Origin of the sequence: Caballeronia sp. AZ1_KS37, from assembly GCF_023631165.1 — a bacterium.
Lineage (GTDB): Bacteria > Pseudomonadota > Gammaproteobacteria > Burkholderiales > Burkholderiaceae > Caballeronia > Caballeronia zhejiangensis.
On the sequence record NZ_JALQDP010000034.1, the window covers coordinates 46387 to 67308 of the forward strand.

Here is a 20922-nt window from a genome sequence, read left to right on the forward strand (position 1 = left end):
GTCGACGTTCAACCTCGCTTGCGTTGCACGTACACCGCGACGATGATGATCGCGGCCTTCAGCACCAGCGCGGCGGCATCCGGAATGCCGTGCGCGAGCAGCGTATAACGCAGCAACTGGATGATGAGCGCGCCGATCAGCGTGCCCGTGATATACGCCTTGCCGCCCGTCAACGCGGTGCCGCCGACCGCGACCGCCGCGATCGCATCGAGCTCCACGCCGAGACCGACGACATTCGCATCCGACGACGAATTCACCGAGATCGAAATCAGCCCGGCTAGCCCGGCGAGCGCCGCGCATACGGTGTACGCGATCATCTTCACGCGCGCGGTCGGAATGCCCGAGAGATACGCGGCGTCCTCATTGCCGCCCGTCACGAGCAGGAACTTGCCGAACAGCGTCTTGCGCACGATCCACGTAAAGAGTGCGACGAGCACGAGCATCAGGAGAATCTGGAACGGCACGCCCGCGATCTTGCCGAGCGCGATCCATTGAAACGCGGGATTCGTGAACGCCTGAAGGCTCCCATCGGTGACGACTTGCGCGATGCCGCGGCCCGCGATGAAGAGCACGAGCGTCGCGACGATCGGCTGCACGTTCAGTCGCGTCACGAGAAAGCCGTTGAAGACGCCGCATAACGCGGCGGCGACGATCGGCAGCGTGAACGCAAGCACGATGCCGAGCGGCCCGTCGATGTTCATGAAGAGCATCGGCGCGAGCGCACCGGCTATCGCCATCGACGCGCCCACGGACAGGTCGATGCCGCCCGTCGCGACGACGAGCGTCATGCCGATGCCGACGATCACGATCGTCACCACTTGCGTGAGATTCACGTTGAACGTCTGCAGCGAAACGAAGTGCTGCGTGAAGATCAGATTGAAGACGATCATCGCGAGCAGCACGGCGACTTCGCGCTGAATCGCCACGCCACGCTTCTTCTTTGCCGATGCCTGCACGATCGGCGCGGCCCGTTGCGTATCATCGATCATGTTTCGCTTCCTCTACCGCCTCGGCGAGCGTCGACTCCGCGCCCGCGCCATACGCGATCGCATCCATGATCGACGCCTCGTTCATCTGCGCGCCGTCTAGTTGCGCGACCGTTTCGCCGTCGCGGATCACGACTGCGCGATCCGCCACTGCCGTGAGTTCTTCCAGTTCCGATGCGGACAGCAGCACCGCCATGCCGGCATCGCGCAATTCGCGCACGATCTTCGCGACGTCGGCTTTCGCGCCCACGTCGATGCCGCGCGTGGGCTCGTCGAGCAGCAAGAGGCGAGGGTGCGTCGCGAGCCAGCGCGCGAGCAGCACCTTCTGCTGATTGCCGCCGGAAAGTTCGCGTATCGGCTGATCGGGCGAGCGTAGCTTGATGCCGAGCGATTCGATGAAGCCATCGACGATCTCGCGCTGCTTCGCGACATCGACGACGCCGCGTTTCGTCAGCGCAGGCAGGCAGACGAGCGTGAGGTTGTCGCGCACGGAAAGCTCCGGCACGATGCCTTCGGCCTTGCGATCTTCCGTCAGATACGCGACGCCGCGCGCGATCGCATCTTTCGGCGATTTGAACGATGCTGGCTCGCCGTTTATATCGAGCGTTCCTTTCGCCGGGCGATCCGCGCCGAAGAGCAGGCGCATCGTTTCCGTGCGGCCCGAGCCGAGCAGGCCCGCGAGGCCGACCGCTTCGCCCGCGTGAACATCGAGCGATACGTCCGTGACCTTCGCGCCCGCCGCGAGCCCTTGCGCCGCGAGCGCGACCGGACCGCGCTTCGCGAGATTCGCTTCCTTCACCGCGCTGTCTTCATGCACGACGGCGGCGAGCGTGCGGCCGAGCATCGTCGTGACGAGCTTCAGCTTGTCCATCTGCTGCATCGTGTTTTCGGCGACGGTCTGGCCGTCGCGCATCACCGTGACGCGATCGCACAACGCATAGAGTTCATCGAGCCGATGCGAGACGAAGATGACCGCGCGCCCGTCGTCGCGCAAGCGGCGCACGACGGTGAAGAGCAGCTCGACTTCGCGCTCGTCGAGCGAGGACGTCGATTCATCCATGATGACCATCTTCGCATCCGACGACACCGCGCGCGCGAGCGCGACCATCTGCTGAATCGCGGTGGAATAGTCGCGCACGGGCTTCTTTACATCGATACGCAATCCGAACGATTCGAGCAATTCGCTCGCACGCCGTTGCACTATCTTCCAGTCGATGAGACCGAAACGGCGCGGCTCGCGCCCGAGAAAGATGTTTTCCGCGACGGAGCGGAAAGGCACGAGATTGATCTCCTGATAGATCGTGCTGATGCTCGCTTCGCGCGCTTCCTTCGGCGTGCGGAAATCGACTTCGCGGCCATCGAAGCGAATCGTGCCCGCGCTCTTGCGATACGCGCCCGTGAGAATCTTGATGAGCGTGGACTTGCCCGCGCCGTTCTGGCCGATGAGCGCGTGCACTTCGCCCGCTGCGACGGTCAGGCGCGCGCGCTTCAACGCAGCGACGCCGCCGAACGCGATATCGATGTCCTGCATGTCGAGAAGGGGAGTCTGAGCCATGCGTGATATCCGTCGAAATGAAAAAGCGAGCGCCTCCGATCAGACGCCCGCAAGTCACACACACACTTCGCTCAGTACCCGTACTGCATGCTTGCGTCGACGTTGCTCTTGTCGTAGAAGCGATCCGAGACCTTCACCCACGGCGGCACCGTTTCGCCCTTCGCGTACTTCTGCGCGACGTCGCATGCGAGCGGTCCGAAGAACGGGCTGGATTGCACGCTCGCACCGAGCTCGCCCGCCTTGATCGCTTCGAGGCCGCCCTTGGTGCCGTCGATCGTCACGAGAACGATATCCTTGCCCGGCTGCTTGCCCGCCGCCTTGATCGCCGCGATCGCGCCGAGCGCCATTTCGTCGTTGTGCGCGTAGACCGCGGTCACGTCGGGATGCGCCTGCAAGAGCGTCTCCATCACCTGACGGCCCTTGTCGCGCGCGAAGTCGCCGCTTTGCGACGCAACGATCTTCATGCCGGGATTCTTCGCGATGACATCGTCGAAGCCTTTCTTGCGATCGTTCGCGGCGGACGCGCCCGTCGAGCCTTCCAGCTCGATGATGGTCGCCTTGCCGTTGGTCGCCTTCACGAGCCAGTCGGCGGCGCGCTGACCCTGATCGATGAAGTCCGAGCCGATGAACGTGATGTAGTCCTTGCCCGCCTTCGCCATCGACTGATCGATGTTGCGGTCGACCAGAATCACGGGAATGCCGGCTTTCTTCGCCTGCATCACGACCGGCACGAGCGGCTTTTCCTCGCGCGGCGGGAAGACGAGCAGATCGACGTGCTGCGCGATCATGCTCTGGATGTCCGAGACCTGCTTCGCCGCGGAACTGTTGGCGTCGGTCATGACCATCTGCCAGCCGCATTTCGCCGCGATGTCCTTGAAGCTCTTCGTCTCCGCGAGACGCCACGGATTATTGCTCTCGGTCTGCGCAAAGCCGACCTTCAACGGCTTCTTGTTCGGGATCTTCGGCAGGCCGTCGTCGGCGGCGTGGGCGGCGGTGAAGCCGGCCGCGAGCGTGAGTGCGGTCAGGGCGGTCAGTGCGGCAGCGAGCGGGCGCAGGCCCAGGCGCGATTTCTTATCTAATGACAGCATGTCTTCCTCCATTGAATGGTTAGGCTTTTTCTAATGACGCCGATGCTTGGTGTTGCCCGGTCTGCCTGCTGCGAGAGTGAAACTGCGTACTGCGTTCCGTGCGAATGCGGCGATTGCTTCAGCGCATTTCATTAACGATCAATCGCTAATATTATTAATGGCCAACTGTTTCGCCTCGGTGTTTTCCGCGACGGAGCCGCGCTCGATCAGCGGTCCGTCCAGCTTCACGGTGCGACGCCGAACGGGCGCGCCCGCGGCCCGGTTCTCTTCTTCCTGCAGCAGCGTCTCGACCGCCCAGCGCCCTAGCTCATAGTTCGGCAGCACGACGGTCGAAAGCGGCGGATGCGTATGCCGCGCGATTTCCTGATCGTCGTAGCCGAGCACGGATACATCGTCGGGCACGCGCAGTCCGAGTTGCTTCAACGCCTCGATCGCGCCGAGCGCCATCAGGTCGTTCGCGCAAAAGATCGCGGTCGGCGGATTCGGCTCGCGCATGAGCGAAAGCGTCTGTTCGAAGCCGGTGTCGGGACTCCAGTCGCCTTCGCGCACCAGTTCCGGCGCGAACGGCAGATCGGCTGTGGCGAGCGCGGTCCGATAGCCCTTCAGACGATCGCGCGCCGCGTCCTGCCACGGCTCGCCGTTGATATAGCCAATGCGCTTGTGCCCCGCGGCCAGCAGATGATCCGTCGCGGTGTGCCCGCCCGCGACTTCCGCCGGCACCACCGAAGACACGCTCGCATCGCTCGTGTAGCAGTTGAGCAGCACGGTCGGCACCTTGGCGAGCACGGCCGGCAGCGTGACGCGGCGGGTATAGACCGTCGCGTAGATCACGCCGAGCACGTTCGGATTGCCGAGCGTCGCGTCGAGCACGCGCGCCTCGATCTCCGCATTGCCGTGCGTCGAATAGACGGCCAGCATGCGCCCGTTGGCGAAGGCCGCGTCCCGCGCGCCGTCGATGCTCACGACCGGATGCGGGCTCGTCGAAATTTCGTCGGCGAGATAGACGATCAGATTGCGCTCGCGCTGGCTATCGAGCGCGGCGACCGGTTCGCGCTGCGTCATGCGATAGCCGAGATCTTGCGCGGCGCGCAGCACCTTGTCGCGCGTGGTGTCGGAGAACTTCGCGCCGCTTGCGTTGTTCAGCACGAGCGAGACCGTCGATTGCGAGACTCCGGTGAGCTTCGCGATGTCGGTCATCGTCGGGCGGCGTTGCGTGGATTTTTTCATTGTGCGTGCCGCGCCGGGCGGCTGAACTCTGCGCGAAACCTGTCTCGCGGGCCGGAGAAACTTGCCACTAATATTAGTGATGAACGACGCGGAAAGCACGTTTTTATTGGTCATTTCTGCTCAGGGTTTTCACTGGTTATTACTAATAATATTGACGAGCGGATTACACGCATGCGATTCTGTTTTCGCACTCGCAACGAGGAGAAAGTGCATGGGCAAGTACGACGAGAGCGCGCGAGACGCGCTCGCCGAAGCGTTCGAACGAGACGGCTTCGTCCTGCTGCGCGATCATTTCCCGCGCGCGACGATCGACGCATGGCGCGATGCGTTCGCGCCGCTTCTGCAACCGCACGTCGATGCAGCGCGCGAGGCGTCGGCGAGCGGCAATCGCGGACCGGGCCGCTATTACGTCACGCTGCCGTTCGAAGGCGAGTTCGCGGACCCGTCGGTCTTTTGCGATGAAGACATCGTCGGGATCGTCGAACGCGTGGCCGGGCGCGATCCGGTGATGTGCCAGCTCGCCACCGACACCCCGGTGCTCGGCTCCGAGTTCCAGGACTGGCATCGCGATACGCCGCCGCTCTTCGACGATGCGCCGGAAACGCCTTCGTTTCAGCTAGCGGTGAATTTCCCGCTCGTCGATGTCGATGACCGCAACGGTCCGCTCGAAACGACGCGTGGCACGCATCGCATGTCGCGCGATGAGGCGCTGGCCGGTCTCGAAGCAGGGCGCTTCCCCGCCGAGCGCGTGCCGATGAAAGTCGGCGACGTGATGATTCGCGATGTGCGCGGCCTGCATCGCGGTACGCCGAATCTCATCGGCGAGCCGCGTCCGATGGTCGTGATCGGCTACAGCCGCGCGTGGTATTTCCGGCCCGAGGTGCATATCGACGTGCCGCGCGACGTCTTCGCCGCGTTGCCTCCGCGCGCGCGGCGGCTGCTGCGCTTCAATCCTCAGGTGGAAACGACGGCGCGCACCTTCGACGAAAGCTATCGGCAGTTTGCATATTGAGCGCCGCGCCGTCCGATCCGCTCGTCGAACTGCGTCATGGCGCGCGGCGCGTGCTGCTTGCGCCGCACGTGGGCGGATCGATCGCGGCCTTCGACGAAACGCGCGACGGACGTACGATCGACTGGTTGCGTCCCGCGACGCCCGCCGCGCTGGCCGCACGCGATCCGCTCGGCATGGCGAGCTTTCCGCTCCTGCCGTACTGCAATCGCATCCGCGATGCGCGCTTCGTGTTCGACGGTGCGCTCATCGATCTTTCCGGCGACGGCAACGCCTTTGCGCACGCGCTGCACGGCAACGCGTGGCGCTTGCCGTGGCGTGTCGGCGATGTGTCGGACGCCCGCGCGCGTCTGCAATTTTTGCACGAACCCTCGCGCGATGCCGCGCGTCACTGGCCGTTCGCATACGAGGCGACGCAGGACATCGCGCTCGATGACCACACGCTAAGCGTGACGCTCTCCGCGCGCAACCTGTCCGATCGGCCGATGCCGTTCGGCATGGGACATCACCCGTACTATCCGCGCACGCGCAATACGCGCGTTCACGCACGCGTCGCGTCGATGTGGCACAGCACGCCCGATCTGCTGCCCACGCATGCGGGCGCGCATCCGTGCGTCGATGCGATGGCGTCGCAAGAAGGCATGTCCGCCGATGCCTTCGATCTCGACAACAACTTCGCCGGTTGGTCGCGCACGGCGACGATCGCGTGGCCCGACGAACGCCGCGCGGTCACGCTCAGCGCGCAAGCGCCGTTCGATGCCCTGGTGGTGTATGCACCGAAGTCGCATCCCGATTTGCTCTGCGTTGAACCGGTGAGCAACGTGGCGGACTGGGTCAATCTCGATGTCGACCGCGCCGCGAAGGGCGGCGCGGTGCTGGAACCGGGCGAGTCGGTCAGCGCGACATTCGCCTGGACGACTCACACGGAATAAGGCGTCGCGCCTACTGACCGAAGAAAACGTTGCAGTTCGCCGGGCTGCAGTCGCTATCGCGATGTCCGCTCGCGGAGGCGGGCTTCATGCCGCCGTACGCGGAGTCGCCGCCGGAGGCTTGTTGCGGCGTCGCGGCGGTTTGCGTCTGAGATTCATCGGGCATGGCCTGCGACATGTACATCGGGCGCATCGTCTGGACGAGTTGCTGCGCATCGGCGGGCATGCCTTGCGCGTGCGCGACACCGATTCCTGACACGACCGCGCATGCTGCCATCATCGCGAGAAATTTCGGGTTGATCTTTGCCTTCATGTTCCAGCTCCTTGAAACGAATGCACAAGCAGCCGGGAACGCGAGTCTCGGACTCCTTGCCGCTTTGCCGATGGACGGATGAATGGATCGAGCGCGGGCTCGCTTCGTCCGACGCGACAAATGACGACGCACCGGGCGCGACGAATGGCGCTCGGGGATTACCTTACGGCGATGGGAAGGCGCGAGAAATCCCTATCTGGCAGGGATACCTTGGTGGGGATAGGCGTGCGGGTTTAAAGAAGAAGCACGAAAAACGCGCCCGGACTTGCGAAAGTCCGGGCGCGCCGAAACGTGGAAACTCAATACGTTTATTCCGACTTGCCGGAGGTGCCGCCCGACATGTTCGATCCCGAGCTGCCCTTCTTGTGCATCTTGCTGCTGCCCTTGGACGAATCCATCGTGTTCGAGCCCGATGCGCCCGACGTCGAGCCGGTTACACCGTTGCTGTTCGGCGTGCCCATTCCGGTGCCGCCCTGACCGGCCCCGTTGCCGCCCGCCGTGCCGCCACCCGCGCCTGCGCCACCCGCGCCGCCGCCGCCGGCACCGCCGCCCGCGCCTTGCGCGAATGCCGCGCCCGACAAGCCCAGAATCATGGCCGACACAATCAAACTTCTCTTGGCGTTCTTCATGGTTTCCTCCCGTTGATCAACGATCTCGATGCGCGCCGCCTTGCGCAAAGCTGCGGCGTCGCCGATTACATTGCGCAATCACCGTGCCGCGGGAAGAAATCGAATTGTCATGCGGTCGCCTCGTCACACCACTCGATGGCCCACGCCCGCGCGCAATGGACCGCATCCGACTCGCTCGCGAACGCATCCAGCTCGCCCGATTCGAATACTTCCGCATGCGCGGTGCGCTCGTCCGCCGGACGCGTGATGCGTGCGTGCGCGTAGTAGCTGCCGTCTTCGTCGTGATGGGCGGTGCAGTCGATGTGAAACGTCTTGTAGTCGAATCGCATGAAAGGCTCCGAAAGAGATTGCGAGGGCAGGCGCGAAGCGTGCGATGCCGTGATTACCTTTGACTCCGCGCCTCTCGTGAGGTACTGTATAAACATACAGTACCATAATCAAGATGGATCTCTCCGAAAAGCTCGAAATTCTCGCCGACGCCGCCAAATATGACGCGTCGTGTGCGAGCGGCGGCGCGCCCAAACGCGAGTCGCGCGGCATCGATGGCCTCGGCGCGAGCACCGGCTCCGGCATCTGCCACAGCTTCACGCCCGACGGGCGCTGCGTCTCGCTGCTCAAGATTTTGCTGACGAACTTTTGTCTGTACGACTGCCGGTACTGCATCAATCGCCGGTCCAGTAACGTGCCGCGTGCGCGCTTCACGCCGGAAGAAGTCGTTACGCTCACGCTGGATTTCTACCGTCGCAATTACATCGACGGGTTGTTTCTCAGTTCCGGAGTGATTCGTTCGTCGAACTACACGATGGAGCAGCTCGTTCTCGTCGCGAAATTGCTGCGTGAGCAGCACGGATTTCGCGGCTACATCCATCTGAAGACGATTCCCGATGCCGATCCAGAACTCATCGCGCAAGCGGGACGCTATGCCGACCGTCTGAGCGTGAACATCGAATTGCCGACGGAAATCAGCCTCGAGCGGCTCGCGCCGGAAAAGAGCGGCCGCACGATCAAGCTGGCGATGGGCAACATCCGCGTCGCGCGCGAGGAATCGGAAGCGGAGCCGCGCGCGCCGAAGTTCGCGCCGGCGGGGCAGAGCACGCAGATGATCGTCGGCGCCGATGAAACCGACGACCGCACGATCCTCGGCACCGCCGAAACGCTGTACGGCTCTTATCAGCTAAAGCGCGTGTATTACTCGGCGTTCAGCCCGATTCCTGACAGCCCCTCGGGCGTGCCGTCGAAAGCGCCGCCGCTCTTGCGCGAGCATCGGCTGTATCAGGCGGATTTTCTGATGCGCGGCTACGGTTTCGCCGCCGCCGAACTGCTCGGCGATGCCGGCAACCTTCCGCTCGATGTCGATCCGAAACTCGCGTGGGCGCTTGCGCATCGCGAGCGCTTTCCCGTCGATCTGAACGCCGCGCCCGCGCGCATGATCGCGCGCGTGCCGGGCATCGGCATGCGCAACGCGAAGCGCATCGTGGAGTTGCGGCGCGAGCGGCGCGTGCGCTATCACGATCTCGTGCGGCTGCGCTGCGGCATGGACAAGGTGAAGCCGTTCGTCGTCACGGCGGATTACCGGCCGCCGCTCGACGAAGCGCCTTCGGACAGTCTGCGGCGCGCGCTCGCGACCGGCCCGGTGCAGCTCTCGCTGATCTGATGCACGTCATCGCCATCGACGACGAATTCGACGCCTGGCGCGTCGCCGCGCTCGATGCGCTCGCGCAAAAGCTCCCGCCCGAATCGATCGACTGGCGTACGGCTCAGGCGGAGCCGGCGTTGTTCAACGAGTCGGCGCGATCGGCGAACGCGACGAAGGCAGCGGATGCGCCGCCTATCCGCGTGTCGCGCGAACTCGCATCGCTGCTGAAAGACGCCGCGCATTTTCGCGACGCGCGCCGCTGGAGCTTTTTATATCGCGTGCTGTGGCGCTGGGCGCAGGGCGACCGCTCGGTGGCATCGCCCGCCGATGAAGACGGCGCGCGCCTCTACAAGATGGCGAAGGCGGTGCGCCGCGCGCAGCACGACATGATCGCGTATGTGCGCTTCCGGCAGCGCGACGCGTCGCTCGGCGCGCCGGAATTCGTCGCGTGGTACGAGCCGGATCACGACGTGCTCGCGTGGGGCGCGGAGCATTTCGCCGCGCGCATGGGACGCTCGACGTGGCTCATCGCAACGCCCGACGGCGCCGCGATGTTCGATGGCGAGCGCCTGCAACTGGAGCGCGGCCGCGCGCTGGCGTCGGATCATGCGGCGGTCTTGCCGGATGCCGCCGAAGCGCTCTGGATGACCTACTACCGCAGCATCTTCAATCCGGCGCGACTGAACGAATCCGCGCTCGAACAGCATATGCCGGTGCGTTTCTGGAAAGGGCTGCCGGAAGGCGCACTGATCCCGAAGCTCGTCAGCGATGCGCGCGGCGGCGCGCGACGCGTCGCGCAGGCGCAAAACGTCGGCGCGCTCGGCGGCAAGGCGGTTCAGGTCGATGCGCTCGCAGCGCAGCCGGAGCGGGACGCGCCCACATCGCTCGATACTTGCCGCCGCTGCGATCTGTGGCGCAACGCGACGCAGGCAGTGCACGGCGCCGGTCCGTCCGATGCGCGCATCATGCTGCTCGGCGAACAGCCCGGCGATCAGGAGGATCTGAAGGGCGAGCCGTTCGTCGGACCGGCCGGGCAGCTGCTTCAGGACGCGATGCAGCGTGCCGGCGTCGTGCGCGAGCACGTCTATCTGACCAATGCGGTGAAGCACTTCAAATGGGAGCCGCGCGGCAAGCGCCGTCTGCACAAGACGCCCGCGCAGCAGGAGGTCGAAGCCTGTTCGTACTGGCTCGAACAGGAACTGCATGACGTCGGCGCGAAGGTGATCGTCACGCTCGGCGCGACCGCGTTGGCCGCGCTTTTCGGACGGCGCGCGACGCTTTCGGCGCATGTCGGGCGCGTCGTGCCGTATCGGGACAAGCTGGTCGTCGCGACGTATCACCCGTCCTACGCGCTGCGCCAGAACGACGAAGCCGCGCGCGAAAAAACCGTCGCGGCTATCGTTGCGGCGCTGGAGCTGGCGTCGTCGTTGAAGGCCTAGCGCGCTCAGAACGCCGCGCGCACGACGCCGCCATCCGCGCGCAACGCCGCGCCGTTCGTCGCCGATGAAAGCTCCGAGCACACGTACGCCACCATGCTGCCGATTTCCTCGGGCGTGATGAAGCGCTTGAGAATCGACGTGGGCCGCGCTTCTTCGAAGAACTGCTTCTCGAATTCGCCGAAGCTCTTGCCGCCCGACAGTTTCTCGACGAACTCGGTGACGCCTTCGGAACTCGTCGGCCCCGGCAGCACCGAATTGACGGTCACGCCGGTGCCCGCGCAGGTTTCCGCGAGGCCGCGCGCGAGCGAAATCTGCGCCGATTTGGTCACGCCGTAATGAATCATCTCGACGGGAATCTGAATGCCGCTCTCGCTGCTGATGAACACGACGCGGCCCCAGTTCTTCTCCTTCATCTTCGGCAGATACGCGCGCGACAGGCGCACGCCCGACATCACGTTGGTGTTGAAAAAGCGCAGCCATTCGTCGTCGGGAATCTCTTCGAACGGCTTCGGATCGAAGATGCCCATGTTGTTCACGAGAATATCGACGTGCGGAAAGCGCTTCACGAGCGCGTCGACCTGCGCTGCGTCGGAGACGTCGCCGGCGAAGCCTTCGCCCTGCGCGTTGGGCACGAGTTCGCGCAGTTTCGCCAGCGCCGCATCGACAGACGCCTGCGAACGGCCGTTGATGATCACGCGCGCGCCTTCACGCGCGAGCGCCACGGCAATGGCATGTCCGATGCCCTTCGTCGATCCGGATACCAGCGCGAGCTTGTTGCCGATCTTGAGATCCATATCTGCTCCTTCGATTGGGTTGGCGGAATGCGCCGGCGATTTCGCCACGACGCGTTCCGGGATGTTAGCCATAAGCGCAGTACGTTGCTGAAGCCGCGTCCGGCAAGCGTTCGCCGCCCGTGAAACCCCGCGACATAAATGCTCGATGGCTTCCGCCGCGGTCATCGTCCATAGTTGCGTCCAGCGTGAAACGAAGCAGATGCAGCAGCGAGAACCGAGCCGTGTCACGCATCCACGAATCCACACAGGAGGTGCAACATGTCCAGCTCGATCAACTTGTTCAAGAAAGTGCGCGGCGCGGCGCTCGCCGGTTTCGTCGTCGGCACGGCGCTGCTTGCGGGATGCGCGAGCAATCCGGCGCAGGCATCGAATCAGTACGGGCAGTACGTGCAGACCGTCGCGGCTGCGCCCGCCGTGCGCCCCGACACGATCTACGTCTACGCATTCGCCAGCGACGCGAACGACGTCAAGCTCGACAATCACGGCCTGATTTCGAAGCTCGGCTCGGCGATGTCCGGCGATTCGCAAGCGCGGAAGCAGACGCGAGACGCCATCGCGGCGCGCGAGGAAGTCGCGAACGAAATCGTCGCCAAACTGCAATCGATGGGTCTGCCCGCGGTCCGCGCCGACGTGCCGCCGCCGCAAGATCGGAGCGTGCTCGTCGTCGAAGGAAGCATCAATACGATCGATGCGGGCAATCGCCGCCGCCGCATGGTGATCGGCCTCGGCGCGGGCGAAAGCAAGGTCGGCGCGACGGTGCAGCTCGTCCTCAAGCCCGCGAACGGCGTGCCGCAACTGCTCGAACAATTCGACGCGAAAGCCGACAGCGGCCACGCGCCGGGCGTCGCGGAAATGGCGGGCGTCGGCGCGGCGGCGGGGCACGTCGCGACATCGCTCGCGGTGTCGGGCGGGCTGCACGCGGTGTCGGAGACGAAGCACGCGGATGTGTCGTCCGATGAAAAGCGCCTCGGCGACACCATCGCCAAGCAGATCGCCAAGCTCGGCCAGGAGCAGGGCTGGATGCCGGCGAAGAGCTAAGGGAAGCGGCGGCCGTTGCGCGGTCCGGAACGTGCTTGCACTAGAATCCGGACGAATGTTCGCTTCGCGAGGCCGCGCATGCCGACGATTGCCCTGATTGTCCTGACCGTTGTCGTGACGCTCGTCGTCGTGCTGGTGATCGCGAATCTGACGAGCGGCGAAAAGAAGATCGAGCACAGGATCGAACGGCTGTACGCGAGCGACGACCCGCAGTTTCTCCGTTCGATGGGCTTGCTGCTCGGTCCGCCCGTGGTCGGCGGCAACCGCTTCGAGGTGCTCGTGAACGGCGACGAGATTTTCCCGTCGATGCTCGAAGGCATTCGCGCGGCGCGAGAGACGATCACCTTCGAAACCTTCATCTACTGGTCGGGCGCGATCGGCGAGCAAATCGCGCAGGCGCTCTCCGACAAGGCTCGCGCGGGCGTATCGGTGCATGTGCTGCTCGACTGGGTCGGCACGTCGAAGATGGACAAGCGCTATCTGCGCATGCTGCGCGACGCGGGCGCGGAAGTGATCCAGTATCACAAGCCGCACTGGACCGGGCTCGGCCGCATGAACGACCGCACGCACCGCAAGCTGCTCGTAATCGACGGGCGCATCGGCTTCACGGGCGGCGTGGGCATTGCCGAGGAATGGACCGGACACGCGCAGGACGAGAAGCACTGGCGCGACACGCATTTTCGCGTCGAAGGCCCGGCCGTCGGGCAGATGCAGGCCGTGTTCATGGACAACTGGATCAAGACGACGGGCAACGTGCTGCACGGCCCGCGCTATTTTCCGGACATCGACGATGCGGGCGGCGGCTTCGCGCACATGTTCAGCAGCTCGCCGTCCGGCGGCAGCGACGACATGCAGCTGATGTACCTCATGGCGATCACCGCGGCGACGCGTTCCATCCACTTGTCGAGCGCGTACTTCGTGCCGGACAAGCTGACGATCAACGCGATCGTCGAGGCGGCGCGGCGCGGCGTGCGGGTTCGCATCATCACGCCGGGCAAGCGCATCGACACGCATACGGTGCGCGAGGCATCGCGCGCGTGCTGGGGCGACCTGCTCGCGGCGGGCGTCGAAATGTTCGAATATCAGCCGACGATGTTCCACTGCAAGCTGATCGTCGTCGATGAGTATCTGGTGTCGGTCGGCTCGACGAATTTCGACAGCCGCTCCTTCAAGCTGAACGACGAAGCCAATCTGAACATCTACGACCGCGACTTCGCGCGCCAGCAAACGGCGATTTTCGATGACGACGTCGCCCGCGCGAAACGCATCACGTTCGAAGACTGGCGCCGCCGTTCGCTCACCGAGAAGCTGCTGGAGCGCGTGGCCGCGCTGCTCGATCCGCAGCTTTGACTTTCGCGCATTCCGTGTTGCGAATATTTCTCATCTTGGCCTAAAGATCGCCTGACGAAAGCCGATAAGACGCTCACGCAAACGGGTCTCTCGGTCTACGGCAATCATGCACGGCACCTATAACTTTTGGCTGGTCGCGGCATCGCTCGTAGTCGCCACGCTCGCTTCCTTTACTGCGCTCGATATCTCGGGCCGCATCGCATCGCTTGCGCAGTCGCGCACGCGGCACGTCTGGCTCGCGGGCGGTGCGGCGTCGATGGGCATCGGCATCTGGTCGATGCATTTCATCGGCGTACTCGCGTTCGAATTGCCTATCCCGCTCGGCTATGACCTGAAGATCACCGCCGGGTCGCTCGGCATCGCGGTGCTCGTGTCGTTCTTCGCGCTGCTCGTCATTACGAGCAGGCGTCTGACGATGAAGCGCCTCGTCGCGAGCAGTCTCTTGATGGGCGCGGGCATCGCGGCGATGCACTACACGGGCGATGCCGCGATGCGGATGCAGCCCGCGATCACGTACGATCCGCTGCTGTTCGCGGCGTCGATCGTGATTGCGGTGGTCGCATCGGGGGCGGCGTTGTGGATCGCCCATACGCTCTCGGATGCGAACCAGACGAACGTGCTCGCCAAGCGACTCGGGTCGGCGCTGGTGATGGGCCTCGCGATCACCGGCATGCACTACACGGGCAACGCGGCGGCGGAGTTTCTGCCGGGCTCGATCTGCGGCGCGGCCAACGACATCGACTCGCGCTGGCTCGCGACAACTGTCGTGCTATTCACGCTGACCATTCTGATCATCACGCTCGTGCTGTCGCGCTTCGATGCGCGCACGGCGCTGCTTGCAGGTTCGGTGTCGCGGCTGAACGGGCAGATCGTACGCATGGCGACCTTCGATACGCTCACGGACCTGCCGAACCGCCGCACGATGAACGAGCGCATCGATCGCGCGATCCGAAACGCGCGTCACAGCGACAGCCGTTTCGCGATTCTCTTCATGGACCTGGATGGCTTCAAGACGATCAACGACTCGTTGGGCCATACGGTCGGCGACGAAGTGCTGAAGGCATTCGCGCGACGTCTGCAGGAATGCGTGCGCGGCGGCGACACGGTGGCGCGTCTGGGCGGCGACGAGTTCGTCGTGATGCTCGAACACCTGCACGCGCCGACGGATGCCGAGAAGATGGCCGAACGCATCCTCGATACGATGAAAAAGGGACTCGTCGTCGGGAGTCATCCGTTGCAGGTGATGCCGAGCATCGGCATTGCGCTCTTTTCGCAGGATGGCGACAGCGTCGAATCGCTGCTCAAGCACGCGGACGTCGCGATGTACGAAGCGAAGCGCGGCGGGCGCAGCACGTATCGCTTCTTCGAGGCGAGCATGAACGAGGCGGCGGTGCGGACGTTGCAGATTCAGCAGGCGTTGCACGAGGCGCTGAATGGCGGCCATTTCTATCTTCTGTTTCAGCCGAAGTTCCGAGGCAAAAGCGGCGAGCTGGCGGGCGCGGAAGCGTTGATCCGGCTGGATCATCCGGAGATCGGCACGTTGACGCCGCTCGAGTTCATCCCGATCGCGGAGCGTTCCGGACAGATCGTGCAGATCGGATACTGGGTCGTGCGCGAAACGTGCCGGCACATGTCGCGTTGGCGCGCGGAAGGGCGTCCGCCGGTGAAGGTGGCGATCAACCTGTCGCCGCGGCAGATGCACGAGGCGGATCTTGTCGCGAACATCATGACGATCGTGCGCGAGGAAGGCGTCGAGAGCGAGCAGATCATGTTCGAGATCACCGAGTCGGTGGCGATGCAGGACGCGCCGCGCACCATCGAGATGATTCGCGCGTTTCAGGAGAATGGTTTCGAGATCGCAATCGACGATTTCGGCACCGGATATTCGAGCCTCGCGTATTTGCAGCGGTTTCGCGCGAAGCAGTTGAAGATCGATCGGTTCTTTACGAACGGGCTGGATGAGAACGGGCAGGAGGGGCGCGCGATCGTATCGGCGATTATTGCGCTCGCGCATTCGCTCGATATGGATGTCGTGGCGGAAGGCGTCGAGACCGGGTCGCAGCTCGATCGCTTGCAGGACATGATGTGCGATGAGATGCAGGGGTTCTTGCTGGCGATGCCTTTGTCGGCGGATGCGTTTGGGGGGATGCTGGAGAAGGCTGCTGTCGGTGTTTGATTTTTGGTCGTGGAATCCTGTGAAATCAGGATTTCACGAAACGAGCCCGAGGGAAAGCCACACAAAAGACGCAAACACGAACCTCAATCCATCGCCGCGTGCGCCACCGACTCCTCCGCCGCGGCCTTCTTCGCCGGCCGGATCAGCAGCAGCAACGGCACCACCAACAACGTCGCGACAAACATCAGCTTGAAGTCGTTGAGATAAGCAATCATCGAAGCCTGCTGCGTGATCGTTTGATTGAGCATCGCCATGTCCGTCATCGAGCCGCCGGACAGCATCGGCTGCATCGCCGGATTGAACGGCGTCACTTGCGCGGCGAGGTCCGCGTGGGCGACCTGCGTGTTGCGCGTCATCAGCGTCTGCACGATCGAAATACCGATACTGCTGCCGATATTGCGCATCAGGCTGTAAGTCGCGGTGCCATCCGCGCGCAACTCGGGCGTGAGCGTCGAAAACGTCAGCGCCGACAGCGGCACGAACACGAGTCCCAGCCCGAAGCCCTGAATCACGCCCGGCCAAACGATATCCGATGCCGACAGCACGATCGTGTAATGCATCATCTGCCAGAGCGCGAACGCCGAAATCAGAAATCCCGACAGCAGCAGGACACGCGCATCGATGTGCTTCAGCAGGCGTCCGGCGACGAGCATCGCGATCATCGTGCCCGCGCCGCTCGGCGCCGTGACGAGGCCTGTCGTCGCGACCGGATAGTTCATCAGGTTCTGCAACATCGGCGGCAACAGCGCGCGCGTCGCGTACATCACCGCGCCGATCACGAAGATGAAGCACGTTCCGGTCGCGAAGTTGCGGTCCTTCAGCAACTGATATTTGAAGAACGAGCGCGACCCGGCCGTCGCCGTATGCGCGATGAAGAACACGAAACTCAGCGCCGCGAGAATCGCCTCGATGCGGATTTCCATCGATCCGAACCAGTCGAGTTGTTCGCCGCGATCGAGCATCGCCTGGAACGCGCCGATCGCAAGGCCGAGCGTCGCGAAGCCGAACGCGTCGAACTTCACCGCGCGGCGCGCGATCTGCGCGGGCAGAAACGTCACTACGCCGAAGAGCGCGAACGCACCGATCGGCACGTTGATGAAAAAGACCCAGCGCCAGTTGTAGCTGTCCGTGAGCCAGCCACCGAGCGTCGGACCGAGAATCGGACCGACCATCACTCCCATGCCCCAGACGGCCATCGCCTGGCCCTGTTTCTCGCGCGGATTGATGTCGAGCAGGATCGATTGCGACAGCGGCACGAGCGACGCCCCGAACACGCCCTGCAACAGCCGCGACGCGACGATCTGCGTGAGCGTCTCCGACAGCCCGCAAAACGCCGACGCGACGGTGAAACCCGCAATCGAAATACACAGCAGCTTCTTCACGCTCAACTGGTCCGAGAGCCAGCCAGTGAGCGGCGTAGCGATCGCGGCGGCGACGATATACGAGGTCAGCACCCAGGTGATTTCGTCCTGCGACGCCGACAGCGTGCCCTGCATATGCGGCAGCGCGACGTTCGCGATGGTGCTGTCGAGCGTCTGGATCAGCGTGGCGAGCATGATCGAGACAGTCAGCATGCCGCGGTTCAATGGCGCTGCGGCGCGTTCCGTGGGGACTTCGAGGGACATGGACGTGGCCGCAAGGCGGCGGCTTTTGTAAGTACGATGATGATAAGCAGGCTTATTATAGAGCGGCCGCGATCTCGCGCAATGCGGTCAATTACCGGGTGTGCACGAGATGCGCGCATCGAAAGGCGTTACATATAATCGCGCGATGGAAACCCAACTCGACAAACGCTTCGGCTTTCTGGTCGCGGACGTGGACCGCCTGTGCGGCAACCGCTTCGACGTGCTGGCGAAGTCATCGCTCAATCTGACGCGCGCGCAATGCCGCGTGCTCGCGTATCTCTCGCATTACGGCGAGGTCAATCAGGCGCGGCTCGCCGGGCTGCTGGAAGTCGCGCCGATTTCCGCCGGCCGTCTGCTCGATCGCATGGAAGAGGGCGGCTGGATCGAGCGCCGCCCGAATCCCGACGATCGTCGCGAGCGTCAGGTTCGCATGACCGCGAAGGCGGAGAAGGCGCTCGACCGCGCGCGGCGCGTCGGCGACGAGATCGCAGCAGAAGCGCTCGCGGGCTTCAGCCGGCAGGAAAGCGAGCAATTGATCGCGCTTCTGCAACGCGTGCGCGGCAATCTGAGCCGTATCGTCGATCGGTGATTCATCCGCGCTTGGATCGCCGATTGCTTCAGCGTTGTCCGCAAGCGTCGTTGTCAAGCGCCGCCATCCATCCGGAGAAGATCGATCATGAACAAACGCACCGCACCGTTGGCCGTCCTCGCGCTGTCCGTCGCCGCTTTCGTCTCGATGCCCATCGCACAGGCGCAAGACACGGCCGCATCCACGCCGAAGCAGATCAAGAAAGCCCAGCGAAAGGAAGCGCGCGCGAAGAAGAACGCCGAGCTGAAGCAACTCGAGCAGAACGGCTACAACCCCGCTGGCGAGCAGACCAACTACCCGCAGAATCTGCAAAACGCGCAGTCGAAGATCAATGCGCAGAAGGCGGGCAAGCCGGCGCCGGCATCGACGCCGTAATCGGACGCTTGTTCCGGGACGACGCGGAAAACGCCATCCGCTTCATTAAGGCAGTCGATACGACGAGATCGCGTTGATCGCAAAGCGCGCGACGCATGATGCGGCAATCGCGTGATGTCCGGGCTCGACGCCGACGGCGGGATACGGCAGTATCTCGGCATCAGGCGCAAGTTCCAGATATGCGACGAAGAGCCGGAATACGGCCGATGTATCGGGGAGGCCACGCATGCGATGGCGGTCATGGCTGTTGATCTTCGCGCTGTGCGACGCACACGCGGCATCGCGCTACTACGCGCCCGTGACGTTTTATCCGCACGACGCGGTGCGGGTATCGCGTTTCGCATCGAAGGCCGGGGCGATGCAGGTGCCTTACGGCGCAGGCGCGAAAGTCGAGGAAGGCGACTTCTATATCGTTTCGAACGCAACTTTCAAGACGCTGACCGCGCAAGTGCAACGCGATGGCACGATCGCGCTCGTGCAGTCCGAGTGGACGCCCGAACGCGCCGCGAGCCAGATCTGGACCATCGACAAGGAAGGCAGCGGCTTTCGTCTTTACTCGAAGCTATATGGACGTTACGTGACGCTCGGCGCGCGTGTCGAGCTCGAAGCGCCATCGGGCGATGCGCGGCAGAACTGGAGCATCGAAGCCGATGCGAACGTCGTGACCATCGCGGCCACCGGCACGAAGACGGGACTCGTCGTCGGGCATCATGCGTTGCGCGACGGTGCGTCCGTCGAAGTCAGTGCGCAGGCCGGACAGTGGCGTCTGTACAAGACCGGAAGCGATGGCGGCGATCATGCGTATCGCACGCTCGATGCTTCGGCGCGCTCGACTTACGACAACATCGGCAGGCGCTATCACTTGAGCGCGTATGCACCCGATGCGATCGAGGCCGAACGGCTCGGCGGTTTTCGCTGGACTGACTATCATCCGTCGGGGCTGTATGTGTCGAAGGGCGAAACCGTCGTGATCGATGTGAACGGTCTCGCCGACGATGGTCCCGATGGCCTCATCGTCATGGTCGGCAACAAGAACGGCTTCTATCGGCGGCAAGCCGCGGGCGATCCGCAAACGATCCTCGCGACCGAAGGACGCAACGCGTTCGTCGCATCGCGCGATGGCTTGCTCTACTTCGAATACATCGACAGCGGATACAACGAGCGGCCACGTACGTCGATCGATGTCATCGTGCGCGAAGGCGGCAAGCCGGTGCCGTTCTATGTCGAAGGTGCGACGACGCCCGCCGAATGGCGCGCGATGCTGCAGCGTCATGCGGATGCGCCGCTCGTCGAGATGGTCGGCAAGCGCACGATGTTCACCGTCGCGCGCGCCATGTACGACAAGTCGGGCGCAGCGGATCCGGCCGCATTGCTCGATTATGTCGAGCGCATCATGGGCTATCACGACGAACTGTCCGGACTCGATGGCACGGAAGCACTCGATGCGCCGTCGCCGTTGCGCGTGCATTTCGTGCAGGACGCGATTTCGACCCACGCCGAGTTGCAGAACACGTATCTCTACGCGACGTACTACATGATCGGCCTGCCGCTCAATAGCGCGGCCGAGACCTTGCTCAAGCCCGCGAAAGCCGACGAATGGGGCGTATGGCACGAGATGGGACACATGTATCAGCAATGGGACTGGACATGGCCGGGCGTGACGGAGACGACGGTGAACGTCTATTCGCTGCATGCGCTGGAACGCCTCGGCACGCCGATGCCTTCGCCGCTGCTGCAAGTCGTCGACGCGCGCGGCAAGAAGAATCGCATCGATCTCGCGGCGCAGTATTTCGCGCAGCCGTCACGCAATTTTCTCGACGATGCGTCGTTTCCGATGCCATCGGAAGCGCTCTGGATCAGGCTCGTCATGTACGAGCAGTTGCGCCGCGCACTCGGCAACGGCTTCTATGCGCGGCTGCACAAGCTGTATCGGCGGCATCCGCTGACGGAGGATGAAGGCGGCGACCAGAACGAAGTGCAACGCTTCGTGCTGCGTGCGTGCATGGCGGCCAATCTCGATCTGACGGATTTCTTCGAGCGATGGGGACTGCCGGTCGATGCTGGCACGCGTGCGGCGATTGCCGGGCTGAAGCTGAGCGCGCCGAAGACCGATTTGACGCGCACGCGTATTTAAGGCAAAAAAACGCCGACGCATGCACGCGTC

At 63.8% G+C, this 20922-nt stretch carries 20 protein-coding genes; 10 read left to right on the forward strand and 10 right to left on the reverse strand.

Going from position 1 to position 20922, the window contains the following annotated elements; translation table 11 throughout:
- Window positions 1-8 precede the first annotated feature (8 nt).
- From NCS00_RS20820 to NCS00_RS20835, 4 genes are all read right to left on the reverse strand, one after another.
- Window positions 9-989, reverse strand: a complete 981-nt coding sequence (locus tag NCS00_RS20820; RefSeq protein WP_008347730.1) for an ABC transporter permease — start codon at window positions 987-989, stop codon at window positions 9-11.
- Entirely contained in the window at window positions 979-2541 is a 1563-nt protein-coding gene (locus NCS00_RS20825) for a sugar ABC transporter ATP-binding protein (protein WP_250440875.1), read from the reverse strand. Before NCS00_RS20825 ends, NCS00_RS20820 begins: the two co-directional genes overlap by 11 nt.
- Before the next feature lie 71 nt (window positions 2542-2612).
- Window positions 2613-3629: an ABC transporter substrate-binding protein gene (locus NCS00_RS20830; protein ID WP_008347733.1), complete on the reverse strand. Its 1017-nt coding sequence runs from the start codon at window positions 3627-3629 to the stop codon at window positions 2613-2615.
- 138 nt (window positions 3630-3767) lie between these two features.
- On the reverse strand, window positions 3768-4856 hold the full coding sequence (locus NCS00_RS20835) for a LacI family DNA-binding transcriptional regulator (protein WP_008347735.1): 1089 nt from the start codon (window positions 4854-4856) through the stop codon (window positions 3768-3770).
- Between the two features lie 211 nt (window positions 4857-5067).
- On the opposite strand from NCS00_RS20835, the gene NCS00_RS20840 reads away from it, so the two are divergent.
- Both NCS00_RS20840 and NCS00_RS20845 read left to right on the forward strand, forming a co-directional pair.
- Window positions 5068-5868 (forward strand): phytanoyl-CoA dioxygenase family protein, encoded by an 801-nt coding sequence (locus tag NCS00_RS20840; protein ID WP_008347737.1) that lies wholly within the window; start codon window positions 5068-5070, stop codon window positions 5866-5868.
- Entirely contained in the window at window positions 5865-6797 is a 933-nt protein-coding gene (locus NCS00_RS20845) for an aldose 1-epimerase (RefSeq protein WP_250440876.1), read from the forward strand. Before NCS00_RS20840 ends, NCS00_RS20845 begins: the two co-directional genes overlap by 4 nt.
- Before the next feature lie 10 nt (window positions 6798-6807).
- Here the strand turns inward: NCS00_RS20845 and NCS00_RS20850 are convergent, their stop codons facing one another.
- From NCS00_RS20850 to NCS00_RS20860, 3 genes are all read right to left on the reverse strand, one after another.
- Window positions 6808-7107, reverse strand: coding sequence for a hypothetical protein (locus NCS00_RS20850; RefSeq protein ID WP_008347741.1), 300 nt, complete (start codon window positions 7105-7107; stop codon window positions 6808-6810).
- 308 nt (window positions 7108-7415) lie between these two features.
- Window positions 7416-7736, reverse strand: a complete 321-nt coding sequence (locus NCS00_RS20855; RefSeq protein ID WP_250436385.1) for a hypothetical protein — start codon at window positions 7734-7736, stop codon at window positions 7416-7418.
- 107 nt (window positions 7737-7843) lie between these two features.
- Entirely contained in the window at window positions 7844-8065 is a 222-nt protein-coding gene (locus NCS00_RS20860; protein ID WP_008347744.1) for a hypothetical protein, read from the reverse strand.
- A gap of 113 nt (window positions 8066-8178) precedes the next feature.
- Between NCS00_RS20860 and NCS00_RS20865 the strand changes: the two genes are divergently transcribed.
- Entirely contained in the window at window positions 8179-9390 is a 1212-nt protein-coding gene (locus NCS00_RS20865; RefSeq protein ID WP_250440877.1) for a putative DNA modification/repair radical SAM protein, read from the forward strand.
- On the forward strand, window positions 9390-10811 hold the full coding sequence (locus NCS00_RS20870) for a UdgX family uracil-DNA binding protein (RefSeq protein ID WP_250440878.1): 1422 nt from the start codon (window positions 9390-9392) through the stop codon (window positions 10809-10811). Before NCS00_RS20865 ends, NCS00_RS20870 begins: the two co-directional genes overlap by 1 nt.
- Before the next feature lie 5 nt (window positions 10812-10816).
- On the opposite strand, the gene NCS00_RS20875 is transcribed toward NCS00_RS20870, so the two are convergent.
- Window positions 10817-11605, reverse strand: a complete 789-nt coding sequence (locus NCS00_RS20875) for an SDR family NAD(P)-dependent oxidoreductase (RefSeq protein WP_008347750.1) — start codon at window positions 11603-11605, stop codon at window positions 10817-10819.
- 258 nt (window positions 11606-11863) lie between these two features.
- Here NCS00_RS20875 and NCS00_RS20880 point away from each other — a divergent pair, with 258 nt between their 5' ends.
- From NCS00_RS20880 to NCS00_RS20890, 3 genes are all read left to right on the forward strand, one after another.
- Window positions 11864-12643 carry a DUF4410 domain-containing protein gene (locus tag NCS00_RS20880; RefSeq protein ID WP_250440879.1) on the forward strand — a complete coding sequence of 260 codons (780 nt, stop codon included), beginning with the start codon at window positions 11864-11866 and terminating at the stop codon, window positions 12641-12643.
- Window positions 12644-12721: 78 nt separating this feature from the next.
- Window positions 12722-13993, forward strand: a complete 1272-nt coding sequence (gene cls / locus NCS00_RS20885; RefSeq protein WP_175980618.1) for a cardiolipin synthase — start codon at window positions 12722-12724, stop codon at window positions 13991-13993.
- Window positions 13994-14099: 106 nt separating this feature from the next.
- Window positions 14100-16169, forward strand: a complete 2070-nt coding sequence (locus tag NCS00_RS20890) for a putative bifunctional diguanylate cyclase/phosphodiesterase (RefSeq protein ID WP_008347756.1) — start codon at window positions 14100-14102, stop codon at window positions 16167-16169.
- 83 nt (window positions 16170-16252) lie between these two features.
- Here NCS00_RS20890 and NCS00_RS20895 read toward each other — a convergent pair whose 3' ends face one another.
- A complete protein-coding gene (locus tag NCS00_RS20895) occupies window positions 16253-17794 on the reverse strand; it encodes a DHA2 family efflux MFS transporter permease subunit (protein WP_033536180.1) in 1542 nt (513 codons plus the stop codon).
- Between the two features lie 145 nt (window positions 17795-17939).
- Here NCS00_RS20895 and NCS00_RS20900 point away from each other — a divergent pair, with 145 nt between their 5' ends.
- Together NCS00_RS20900 and NCS00_RS20905 are read left to right on the forward strand one after the other, a co-directional pair.
- The gene (locus NCS00_RS20900) at window positions 17940-18383 is read left to right on the forward strand and encodes a MarR family winged helix-turn-helix transcriptional regulator (protein ID WP_175980620.1); all 444 of its coding nucleotides are present in this window, start codon (window positions 17940-17942) and stop codon (window positions 18381-18383) included.
- An 87-nt stretch (window positions 18384-18470) separates the two neighbouring features.
- Window positions 18471-18758 (forward strand): DUF4148 domain-containing protein, encoded by a 288-nt coding sequence (locus NCS00_RS20905; protein WP_008347763.1) that lies wholly within the window; start codon window positions 18471-18473, stop codon window positions 18756-18758.
- 45 nt (window positions 18759-18803) lie between these two features.
- Here the strand turns inward: NCS00_RS20905 and NCS00_RS20910 are convergent, their stop codons facing one another.
- Entirely contained in the window at window positions 18804-18986 is a 183-nt protein-coding gene (locus NCS00_RS20910; protein WP_008347765.1) for a hypothetical protein, read from the reverse strand.
- Here NCS00_RS20910 and NCS00_RS20915 point away from each other — a divergent pair.
- Window positions 18985-20892 carry a M60 family metallopeptidase gene (locus NCS00_RS20915; protein ID WP_250440880.1) on the forward strand — a complete coding sequence of 636 codons (1908 nt, stop codon included), beginning with the start codon at window positions 18985-18987 and terminating at the stop codon, window positions 20890-20892. The genes NCS00_RS20910 and NCS00_RS20915 overlap by 2 nt on opposite strands.
- The last annotated feature ends 30 nt before the right edge of the window (window positions 20893-20922 follow it).

Excerpts from the sequence above, each read along its gene's own strand:
- cls (WP_175980618.1), top strand. The coding sequence starts at position 12,722 with ATGCCGACGATTGCCCTGATTGTCCTGACCGTTGTCGTGACGCTCGTC.
- NCS00_RS20880 (WP_250440879.1), top strand. The coding sequence starts at position 11,864 with ATGTCCAGCTCGATCAACTTGTTCAAGAAAGTGCGCGGCGCGGCGCTC.
- NCS00_RS20890 (WP_008347756.1), top strand. The coding sequence starts at position 14,100 with ATGCACGGCACCTATAACTTTTGGCTGGTCGCGGCATCGCTCGTAGTC.
- NCS00_RS20860 (WP_008347744.1), bottom strand. The coding sequence starts at position 8,065 with ATGCGATTCGACTACAAGACGTTTCACATCGACTGCACCGCCCATCAC.
- NCS00_RS20855 (WP_250436385.1), bottom strand. The coding sequence starts at position 7,736 with ATGAAGAACGCCAAGAGAAGTTTGATTGTGTCGGCCATGATTCTGGGC.
- NCS00_RS20840 (WP_008347737.1), top strand. The coding sequence starts at position 5,068 with ATGGGCAAGTACGACGAGAGCGCGCGAGACGCGCTCGCCGAAGCGTTC.
- NCS00_RS20820 (WP_008347730.1), bottom strand. The coding sequence starts at position 989 with ATGATCGATGATACGCAACGGGCCGCGCCGATCGTGCAGGCATCGGCA.
- NCS00_RS20910 (WP_008347765.1), bottom strand. The coding sequence starts at position 18,986 with ATGCGTGGCCTCCCCGATACATCGGCCGTATTCCGGCTCTTCGTCGCA.
- NCS00_RS20870 (WP_250440878.1), top strand. The coding sequence starts at position 9,390 with ATGCACGTCATCGCCATCGACGACGAATTCGACGCCTGGCGCGTCGCC.
- NCS00_RS20830 (WP_008347733.1), bottom strand. The coding sequence starts at position 3,629 with ATGCTGTCATTAGATAAGAAATCGCGCCTGGGCCTGCGCCCGCTCGCT.
- NCS00_RS20825 (WP_250440875.1), bottom strand. The coding sequence starts at position 2,541 with ATGGCTCAGACTCCCCTTCTCGACATGCAGGACATCGATATCGCGTTC.
- NCS00_RS20900 (WP_175980620.1), top strand. The coding sequence starts at position 17,940 with ATGGAAACCCAACTCGACAAACGCTTCGGCTTTCTGGTCGCGGACGTG.
- NCS00_RS20895 (WP_033536180.1), bottom strand. The coding sequence starts at position 17,794 with ATGTCCCTCGAAGTCCCCACGGAACGCGCCGCAGCGCCATTGAACCGC.
- NCS00_RS20905 (WP_008347763.1), top strand. The coding sequence starts at position 18,471 with ATGAACAAACGCACCGCACCGTTGGCCGTCCTCGCGCTGTCCGTCGCC.
- NCS00_RS20835 (WP_008347735.1), bottom strand. The coding sequence starts at position 4,856 with ATGAAAAAATCCACGCAACGCCGCCCGACGATGACCGACATCGCGAAG.
- NCS00_RS20850 (WP_008347741.1), bottom strand. The coding sequence starts at position 7,107 with ATGAAGGCAAAGATCAACCCGAAATTTCTCGCGATGATGGCAGCATGC.
- NCS00_RS20865 (WP_250440877.1), top strand. The coding sequence starts at position 8,179 with ATGGATCTCTCCGAAAAGCTCGAAATTCTCGCCGACGCCGCCAAATAT.
- NCS00_RS20915 (WP_250440880.1), top strand. The coding sequence starts at position 18,985 with ATGCGATGGCGGTCATGGCTGTTGATCTTCGCGCTGTGCGACGCACAC.
- NCS00_RS20875 (WP_008347750.1), bottom strand. The coding sequence starts at position 11,605 with ATGGATCTCAAGATCGGCAACAAGCTCGCGCTGGTATCCGGATCGACG.